Annotated in this window: 9 protein-coding genes; 3 read left to right on the forward strand and 6 right to left on the reverse strand. The window is 53.4% G+C overall.

Annotated features, from left to right (window positions below; translation table 11 throughout):
* Window positions 1-177: 177 nt before the first annotated feature.
* Window positions 178-747 (reverse strand): TetR/AcrR family transcriptional regulator, encoded by a 570-nt coding sequence (locus ACYVRB_RS13750; protein WP_461216007.1) that lies wholly within the window; start codon window positions 745-747, stop codon window positions 178-180.
* A gap of 108 nt (window positions 748-855) precedes the next feature.
* Between ACYVRB_RS13750 and ACYVRB_RS13755 the strand changes: the two genes are divergently transcribed.
* Complete coding sequence (locus ACYVRB_RS13755) at window positions 856-1,590, forward strand: sulfite exporter TauE/SafE family protein (RefSeq protein WP_461216018.1); 735 nt, start codon at window positions 856-858, stop codon at window positions 1,588-1,590.
* 167 nt (window positions 1,591-1,757) lie between these two features.
* Here ACYVRB_RS13755 and ACYVRB_RS13760 read toward each other — a convergent pair whose 3' ends face one another.
* Complete coding sequence (locus ACYVRB_RS13760) at window positions 1,758-2,768, reverse strand: NAD(P)H-dependent flavin oxidoreductase (protein ID WP_461216009.1); 1,011 nt, start codon at window positions 2,766-2,768, stop codon at window positions 1,758-1,760.
* Between the two features lie 130 nt (window positions 2,769-2,898).
* On the opposite strand from ACYVRB_RS13760, the gene ACYVRB_RS13765 reads away from it, so the two are divergent.
* On the forward strand, window positions 2,899-3,495 hold the full coding sequence (locus tag ACYVRB_RS13765; protein WP_461216010.1) for a TetR/AcrR family transcriptional regulator: 597 nt from the start codon (window positions 2,899-2,901) through the stop codon (window positions 3,493-3,495).
* A gap of 27 nt (window positions 3,496-3,522) precedes the next feature.
* Here ACYVRB_RS13765 and ACYVRB_RS13770 read toward each other — a convergent pair whose 3' ends face one another.
* Together ACYVRB_RS13770 and ACYVRB_RS13775 are read right to left on the reverse strand one after the other, a co-directional pair.
* The gene (locus ACYVRB_RS13770; RefSeq protein WP_461216011.1) at window positions 3,523-4,026 is read right to left on the reverse strand and encodes a LysR family transcriptional regulator substrate-binding protein; all 504 of its coding nucleotides are present in this window, start codon (window positions 4,024-4,026) and stop codon (window positions 3,523-3,525) included.
* A 121-nt stretch (window positions 4,027-4,147) separates the two neighbouring features.
* Window positions 4,148-5,359, reverse strand: a complete 1,212-nt coding sequence (locus ACYVRB_RS13775) for an RNA-guided endonuclease InsQ/TnpB family protein (protein ID WP_461216013.1) — start codon at window positions 5,357-5,359, stop codon at window positions 4,148-4,150.
* A gap of 144 nt (window positions 5,360-5,503) precedes the next feature.
* Here ACYVRB_RS13775 and ACYVRB_RS13780 point away from each other — a divergent pair, with 144 nt between their 5' ends.
* Window positions 5,504-6,391 carry a DMT family transporter gene (locus tag ACYVRB_RS13780; RefSeq protein WP_461216014.1) on the forward strand — a complete coding sequence of 296 codons (888 nt, stop codon included), beginning with the start codon at window positions 5,504-5,506 and terminating at the stop codon, window positions 6,389-6,391.
* Window positions 6,392-6,515: 124 nt separating this feature from the next.
* Here the strand turns inward: ACYVRB_RS13780 and ACYVRB_RS13785 are convergent, their stop codons facing one another.
* Both ACYVRB_RS13785 and ACYVRB_RS13790 read right to left on the reverse strand, forming a co-directional pair.
* Window positions 6,516-7,391, reverse strand: coding sequence for a DMT family transporter (locus ACYVRB_RS13785; RefSeq protein WP_461216016.1), 876 nt, complete (start codon window positions 7,389-7,391; stop codon window positions 6,516-6,518).
* Window positions 7,392-7,518: 127 nt separating this feature from the next.
* Window positions 7,519-8,475, reverse strand: a complete 957-nt coding sequence (locus ACYVRB_RS13790) for an MFS transporter (RefSeq protein ID WP_461216017.1) — start codon at window positions 8,473-8,475, stop codon at window positions 7,519-7,521.
* Window positions 8,476-8,620 lie beyond the last annotated feature (145 nt).

An 8,620-nucleotide genomic window follows, 5' to 3' on the forward strand; every position in this document is an offset into this window, starting at 1 on the left:
TCGGTCTGTTCGTGGTGCATCGATCACCAACTTCTCCGCTCAGTCAGTATTCGCAACGCTCCAAACGTTGCTTTCAGACCGGCCAGATGCGATTTCATGTCCCAAATACCGAGGTGAATAATCCAGGATTCAATTTACTCGCAATCAAGAGACTAACCGGTCTCTTTTTTTATGGCATCACCGTCCGCGTTGATCCTCCGCAATCAAATCGGCCAATCCGTGCATCACCGTCCAGCGGAAGCTGTCTTCTTGAGGCAGATCTTGGTTGATAAACCAGCCCCCCGAAATGTTGGCGACTTCGCCAATGATCAGATCACGCAACCAGCGCCCGCCAAGCAACTGAACGCGCTCGGTGTGCACCAACTCGCCGATCAGCGTGGTCAACATCTTCCGGAAGTCTTGCAGCGCTTCGTCGGCGGCAGTCGCATCACGTGGCAACCCGATAATAAACAAAACCAGCTTAGGATGCGCGAGGCCAAGCTGGCGGCAAGTCAACGCAAACTGGGTAATGGCAGGCTGGCCACTCAGGCCAAACAGTGCTTGTTGCAACTGGGCGTTTGCGCGCGCCAAGACGGCGTCCATGATGGCATACGCCAAATCGGTTTGATTTTTGAAGTACGGATACAGCGCCTGGGATTTGGTCCCTAGCGTGCGCGCAAGGTTGGCAAAAGTCAGCGGCGTGCCGGCTTCAATCGCTTGGATCCCAACGGCGACGATTTTTTCTGGCGAGAGCAACTGCTTGGACATGACGATTCACCTTTCTTATTGGTCTTCTTTACATATTGTAAATCAAGATTACAATATGTAAATAGAAACCAGAAAGTTCTGTGTCTATCGCTGAGAGGATCTGAGTTGATGTTTGTGATGTTGATCGTGATCGGTTTTCTTGTTGGCATGTTTGTCATTGCGTTAGGTGGCGGTGGTGCCGCGATCTACCTAGGTGTGTTGACGGCGGGATTTGGTTTAAGCGCCCATGCCGCGGCATCCACTTCGCTGGTGACTGCGCTACCGTCGTTAGCGCTAGGGGCGTATGTATATTGGCGCCAAGGCAGCGTCGACGTCAAGTTGGGGAATCGCATGTTGATCGCCGCACTGCCTGCCGTCGTGATTGGCTCCTTATTAGCACCTTTTATTCCCAAAACGATCTACAGTTGGGGCATCAGTCTCATTCTTATCGCTTTAGGACTCAACATTTTGCTACACAAAACCAGCAGAATCAAAACCTCAGCCAACAACAAGTGGCTGGCCAACGGTGCCGGTATCCTCGCTGGTTTGATGGTTGGCATCGCCGGCATGTCCGGTGGTGGGGCGATCGTCGCCGGCTTGCTGCTGATGGGCATGGCCATGATCAATGTGACTGCGACTTCCTCATACGTCCTGGTTTTCATGTCGCTGGTCGGTGCCCTGCTTCATATGACAAGCGGGACGGTCGACTGGGTCGCCGGGTTTGGCCTGATGATCGGCTCTCTCGGTGGCGCGCTTGTCGCCCCGCTGATGATGAAACGCCTGACAACAGGCAAGTTTAGCAAATACCTCAAGCCTCTGATGGGAATGCTCTTGATCGTGATGGGTATGAAAACTTTAATCTGATGGTGCCTTAGTGGCGGGAAAAGGTCATCAAACCGTGCCCCCTTCGCAGACACCGAAGCCAATGTTCGTTGATGCAACGGGCACACACAAACACACCGCGCGTCTAGTCTGCAATCGTTGCAACTAAACATACGGTGTGTTTGATTTTTATTGGTGCTCGTCTGCCGCTAATTCTCGTCCTGTCGGTAATCTTTCATCATCTCTTCGATCACCGTCTGTACCGGCTGAATGGCGTGGACCGTCGAGATCCCGGTCCCGACGGAAACATAGCCGTGTTCAAAGTCGCCTTCCAGCATCCCCAAACGCATGCCGCTGGTGCCGCCCATCAACTTGGCGTTGGCCTGCTTGGCCGCTCTTTCCGGTAGTTTCTGATCGTTTGCAACCAGCTGGTCGACCAGCTTCGTTGGCAGTGACCGGTAATAATCCGGTTGCGTGCGGAACAGGGTCAGGTCTTCTGCGGTCGAATCCACGATCAGCTGCTTGACGTTATCTGCGGCAGGGTTTTCCTCTGTCGGGATCAGCCGCGACCCGACATAGACGCCTTCTGCGCCAAGGGCGAAAGCCGCGTTCACCGTGCGCGCATCCCCGATCCCGCCGGCAAGCAGCACTGGGATCTTCACGGCGTCGGCGATCATTGGCATGATGGCAAACGATCCGATCTCACCGCCTGGCATAGTGCCGCCTTCGTCAAACCCGGTTGCCACGTAAACATCAGCGCCTTGGGTTTCAACGGCCTGAGCGTCTGCGATCGATGGCTGAAGTGAACGCACGATCGTTTTGATGCCATGGGCCTTGAGCGTCTTCATGGTCGCCGGGTCTACCCCATAAGTGGCGCTGCTGACGCCACCCAGCGAATTCAACAAGACGGCCGGCACGTGTTCTTCGATGACCACGTCCAGAATTTTCTTCGTGAAAATCGACGTCTCGCCGCCGGCAACGATCAACGTGACGGCAAACGGCTTATCGGTCAACTGCTGGGTCTGCTTGACCTGCTCGCGCATGCGTTCAGCGGTTTCGTCTGCACTCGAGGTCACCGTGTGCTGGCCGGCATTGGGTCCGAGAATGCCCAGACCGCCGGCATTGCTGACGGCTGCCACGAATTTGGCATCGGTCAACCAAGACATGGCGCCTTGAACGAATGGGTACTTGATTCCTAGAATTTGTGCGACTCGATTCATAATTTTACCTCACCTTTCAGTATCTAAATTCACTATACAAAGCGCCTCACCGCGCTTCAATTGGCAAAAACCAGCCTGCTGTGCGTTATGTGTCACTTAACTGGTATACTGTCCTATAAGGTGAAAAATTATGAATAAAAACGATCTGCGTTATCGCAAAACAGAAGCCAATCTCAACCAGGCCTACCTCTCGCTGCTGGCGACACAGGACTGCAACAGCATCACGGTCAGCCAGCTGTGTTCTCTGGCGCAGTGCGCCCGCAACACCTTCTACCAGCATTACCCTGATCTCCAAACGCTGAAAGATCATATCATCGGGCAAGTCTTGGACGACATGGCAAACGCCTTTCGCAATACCGGCGTGACCTTGAACCAGATCGATGCCCGCGAGATCGAGCGCTACGTCGACAATATCGTCACCGGCATCGACAATCAGCGCCAAACCCTGCAGATCTTGGTTGCCAAAGACGATGGTACGTTTCAAAAGCAACTGGAAAACGTCATCTACACGCAGGTGTTGGCCGGCGATCGAACCTTATCCAACGTGGCCGACACCGCGATCAACCGCCTGAACGCGGCTTACCTGGCCGCGGCTGTCGCCGGCTTTATCGCCAGATGGTTGGCAGAACCCACCGTCACGACCGAAGTGGCAAAACAAACATTGCTGACCATGCATCAACACACCATCGCCACCAGCACGGCCTATTTGGCGACGGACCCGCATTAACTCAGCCAAATTCGATCACGATTTGCATTATTGCCGCTTCGTCAGCATATAATCAACAAACCGCTGACTGGCCAAAGGCATGGCAGCACGGTCTTTAAACCCCAGCGCCAACTTAAGCGCCACCGGCGGATCCGTCGGGCGCGTCACCACGTCAAACGGCATCCGATCAAGCACCCCGGCAGACAAGATGCTGAACCCCAGCCCGGCTTCGACCATTCCCATAATCGCGTAATCATCGTGGATGGTGAATTTAACATTAGGCTTGACGCCTTCAGCGGCAAACGCGTTCAACGCCTCGCTGTAATCACCTTGCTCGACCATGATATATGGCTCACCCGCCAGCGCCTTCAGCGGCACGACCGGCAACTTTGCCAAGGGATTGGCCGGGTTGAGCACGGCCAGCATCGGGGTTTGCCAAAAAGGGATCGTGGTCAATTCCGGCACTGCCGGCGGCGTCACGATGCCAAAGTCGACTTCCCCAGACTCGATCCACTGCCGGTTCAACAGATAGTCCCCTTGGTCAACTACCACCGAACAAATTCAGTGGCTTGCAGCTCGCGTGTCATTGACACAGTGGTCAAACACCTTCCAGGCTCCCACTTTATTGCGACTGCATCGTCGGGCAGTTGACAATGCCCGTCAATTATCAGGTTTACCCGATAACTTCTTTTGTAAAGTGTGGATGGTTGTTACCAGCCACGTACTGCTGGCCCAGAGTCACTAAGTTCATTGCCGCAATCCGGTCGTCGTTACTTTGGTAACCACACGCGACACAGCGATACTCATGGTGCTGGCGATCACGCTGGGTCTTATCGATGCGTCCACACTTTGCGCACCGCTGACTGGTATATCGAGCCGAAACCGTAATAACTTCGTGACCTGCTAAGACCGCCTTGTAGCGAAGGTCTTGTTCCAGTTCAAAGAACGCCCACGAATGGAGTTCTCGTTGCGCTTGTGCTTGGCGTCTGGATTGTTGCCGCACACCTGTAAGCTCTTCGACAACAAATAACGTCTTAGATGCTGCCTTTGAGACGAGTGTCTTTGATAAGCAATGATTGACATCACTCATCCAGCGGTTCTCTCGTCCTGAAAGTCGGCCTAGGCGCCGTTTAGCAGATTTTGTGTGCTTGCGTTGCAGTTGTTGACGGAGGCGGTCGTACTTGGCCCGCTTATTCGCAATTGCCTTGCCAGAAACAAAATTCGTTCGGCCAGCAGTTTCATGGGTGACCAGCACAAAGCGTAAGCCACGATCGATGCCAACGATGTCCTGAAACTGCAGGCGGTCAATATCAGGGAGTTCCTTGATGGCCGCAATATGCAAGAAATAATGGCCACCAGTGCGCACCACTGTCGCTGTACCAAGTTGCCAGTCAGGCGTCAAGTACTGTTCAAAGCCCTGCACATGCGGTGTGATACGCACGCGTTTAGCCAAGGTGTTAAGCGACAGGCGACCGTCTTTCAACCACGACCAATCCCGGTTGCGCACTAACTTGAGTTGCGGCTTACGGTACTGTAATGGCCGCCGCAACCAAGTGAGGTCTCGTGGACAACGCGTCCATTGGCCAGTATAGCGATCCCGAAAAGCGTATGGATTGTTTCTCATCTGAGTCTGTACGGTCTTGTAGTTGCCAACAACGTGCCGGATCGCAGACTGTGCCATCTGAGCTTTCAACCCAAACTCCGCGCGCAATTGGTGATACAGTGCCTGATTCAAGGCATCTTGATCAAGGACAAATTCGTGGTCGAAGACGTACTGCGACACCAGTTGGCAGCCCAATGCAAACTGGCGCATCGTTTCTTGTAACAACAGCGCGTCCTCTGCAGTGAGTGTCATGCGTAGCTTTAGGGTGATGGCTTGTTTCATGGCTATTCCTCCACAGAAATTATACCAAACATGTGTTCCTATGTAAAGATACCAAACTAACAAAGGAGAAGCAGGTACAGGATGGCATTCCTCCCATGATTAAAATCAGGGTTTCCTGCTAAAACACTATCAATAAACAAACGCTTGGCATTCACGATGATGGTGGTGGTGACCGCCGCCTGGGGCGCGAGTTATATGTGGATGAAGGTTGCCTTGCAAGGCGTTTCACCGCTGATGCTGGTCGGTTTACGTTTCACCTTCGCTTTTGGCATCACCTTGATCGTCTTTCTACACAGCTTACGCCGCCTACACCGCGCTCAACTCCGCGCGGCTACAGTGATGGGCACGTTACTGTTTGGCCTGTTTGCCAGTGTGATGTTCGGACTGCAACACACAAGCGCCACGACCGCCGGTTTCTTGGTATCGACCACGGCGATGTTCGTCATGGTTTTTGATGCCGTCTTACATCAAAAACTACCGCGTCCAGCCGCAATCTTGACCACCGTCACCGTGATCATCGGGTTGTTTCTGTTGGTTGCCAACGGTCGCCTGGAACTATCAGCAGGCGCAGGGCTTTGCCTGCTGACGGCGGCATTATATGCCGTGCACATCCTCTACTCCGGCCGCGTCACCCATCAAATTACCGATACGCTGGGCATCAGTATCTTACAGCTCGGAGTTGCCGGCGGTGAAGGCATCATTGCCAGCCTAGTGTTTGAAACACCGCGTCTGCCGCAAACAACATCACAATGGGGCGCCATCTTAGCCCTGGGGATCATCTGCTCAGCTTTCGGCTTTGTCGTCCAAACCAAAGTGCAACACTTCTTATCCCCGGTAACGATCAGCTTAATTTTTTCGTTAGAGCCTCTATTTTCTGCCGCTTTCGGTTTTTGGCTACTCCATGAACGACTGAGTGCGCTACAACTACTTGGTGCCGCCTTAATTTTTCTCAGCGTTATCGTCAACGAAATCACTGCGACACGCCGACCAGCCTATCCGCAGCATCTGTCTTCAAAGCGTATCCGATCATGAGTGAAAACCCACTCGCCAAGTATTAGTCCAGTTAATCCATCTCGCAATCCCTGTAGCTAAAAAAAACGTGTTGTTCAGCGACGTGGTTGTCGCGGATCAACACGTTGATTATGAATCTGTCTTTTTAGCGAAAACGCAGTGCCACCCAGATGCTGAAGAAGATCATCAAGGTCCCGAGAACAAACCCGAGCGTCAAGGCTTCCCCAAGAAACAGCCAGCCCAATATGGCACCGACAATCGGCTGAAAAAGAAAAAATAACCCAGATAAGTTGCTGGCCATCAGTCGCAAGCCTTCGTTCCAGATCACAAATCCCAACGCGGTCGACACCGCGCCTAAGTAGAGAATGCTTAACCAGATGTGCGGCTGGGTAAAATTGACATTGGTCAGACTGCCAAGATGGGTGAGTGTCCACGGCGTTAACGCGCCAAACGCCACCACCGTCCCGACGAAAGTGACCTGCACGGCATCATATTGTGTTGAGACCATGCGCACCAGCACCGACATCAACGCCCAGGTCAACGCGGCGACGATCAAACTCAGCGCGCCTAACAACACCCGCCGACCGCTGAACTGCATGCCGACGATCAACACCACGCCGGCTGTGGCCAAAACCAGACTCGCCCAATCACCGCGCGTCGGCCGCACATGTAGCAACGACCAACTGAACAAGACCATGAACGCCGGTGTTGCCGACGTCACCACTGCGCCTAATTGTGCTGAAGACAGCCACGTCCCGGTTTCCTGCGTAACAATCGACAAGGCGTAGCCGATCAGCCCGATCAAAATCATCAAGACGCCATTCTTCCAGTCCCAGCGCCAATGTACCCGGCGCACCACCAGCAGTAGTAACAATACCACCATCGCGACCAAATACCGCAACCACACCAGCTCGACTGGCGGAATCACGTTAACGACAGACTTCACAACAACAAACATCCCGCCCCAGATACTAGCAGCAAGGCTTAGCATCAAGGCACCAATCACTTTATGACGATTCAAAATTTACCTCCGTTTTACCTAGTCATTGTCAACGACTAGTAAAACGGTACGTCATTTTCAAATAACGGTGAAAATAACATGGCTGATCCCTCCTACAGCGAACCCTTTTAGTATATCTCACGCTTCTTTAATTCACATCGACACTGCCCTGACGTTCGCGCATCAAGATGGCCGCTGCCAAACCACCGGCAAAGATCACCCCGGCGGCGGTCAACAAGACGCCAACCATCCCTGCGTGATAAGCACGCAGGACCAACATCTGGAACTCATGTGCGAACGGCGCGTGGCTCAAGCGCTTGGAAAAGGCGATCTCGTGACCGGAAAACGGCCCCGCCTTGATCAACGCCTTGTGCAGACCACTTTGTGCCGCCGCTGGCAGCATTTTGACGTTACCAATGTGTGCATTCAGATAGCTTTCATAACGCGACGTCTGCACGAGTCCCAAGCCGACGATGCCGACCGTCGTCCCGATTTGGCGAAACACATTCAGCAAGCCCGCGGCCATCCCCATTTCGTGCGGCTCAGCGCCTTCCATACCAGCAGTGTTGAGTAGCGGATTGACCAACCCGTTGGTGATCCCAAACAAGATCATACTCGGCCACAACTCCGCGTAAGCCAGCTTTACGGTGATGGCGTTGGCCATGATGATGAAGCCGATGCCACCGAGGAACATCGCCCCGCTGATAAGCCATTTCTTGGCGTATTTTGCCCCGAGGATGCCGGTTATCGGGCCAAGGATCAACGACCAAACACTCATGACCAACTGCCGTACCCCGGTTTGAAGCGCAGAATACCCGATGTAATTCTGCATGAGCGCGGTCAAGAAGGCGTTGAACGAATAGATCCCGATCCCAAGCGCCAGCGCAACGGTGATCGCCCCAACGAAGTGCACGTTTTTAAACATATGCATGTCCATCATCGGGTCTTTGATCTTATTTTCGACCACAATGAAGACAACGAGAATGATGACAAATGCCCCGAGCCAACCAGCGATACGCGGGTCCGTCCACCCCCAGTGGGGATGACCTTCTTTTTGAATCAGCCCGTAAACGCCGGCGAACAACCCTGCAGCAGAAAGTCCCATCCCCCACCAATCGATCTTCCTGGATTATTCACCTCGGTATTTGGGACATGAAATCGCATCTGGCCGGTCTGAAAGCAACGTTTGGAGCGTTGCGAATACTGACTGAGCGGAGAAGTTGGTGATCGATGCACCACGAACAGACCGA

This window comes from Lacticaseibacillus boliensis, assembly GCF_054784775.1.

What these genes read in the sequence shown, in the direction of transcription:
- ACYVRB_RS13750 (WP_461216007.1), bottom strand. Translation starts at nt 747, where the DNA reads ATGTCCAAGCAGTTGCTCTCGCCAGAAAAAATCGTCGCCGTTGGGATC.
- ACYVRB_RS13755 (WP_461216018.1), top strand. Translation starts at nt 856, where the DNA reads ATGTTTGTGATGTTGATCGTGATCGGTTTTCTTGTTGGCATGTTTGTC.
- ACYVRB_RS13760 (WP_461216009.1), bottom strand. Translation starts at nt 2,768, where the DNA reads ATGAATCGAGTCGCACAAATTCTAGGAATCAAGTACCCATTCGTTCAA.
- ACYVRB_RS13765 (WP_461216010.1), top strand. Translation starts at nt 2,899, where the DNA reads ATGAATAAAAACGATCTGCGTTATCGCAAAACAGAAGCCAATCTCAAC.
- ACYVRB_RS13775 (WP_461216013.1), bottom strand. Translation starts at nt 5,359, where the DNA reads ATGAAACAAGCCATCACCCTAAAGCTACGCATGACACTCACTGCAGAG.
- ACYVRB_RS13790 (WP_461216017.1), bottom strand. Translation starts at nt 8,475, where the DNA reads ATGGGACTTTCTGCTGCAGGGTTGTTCGCCGGCGTTTACGGGCTGATT.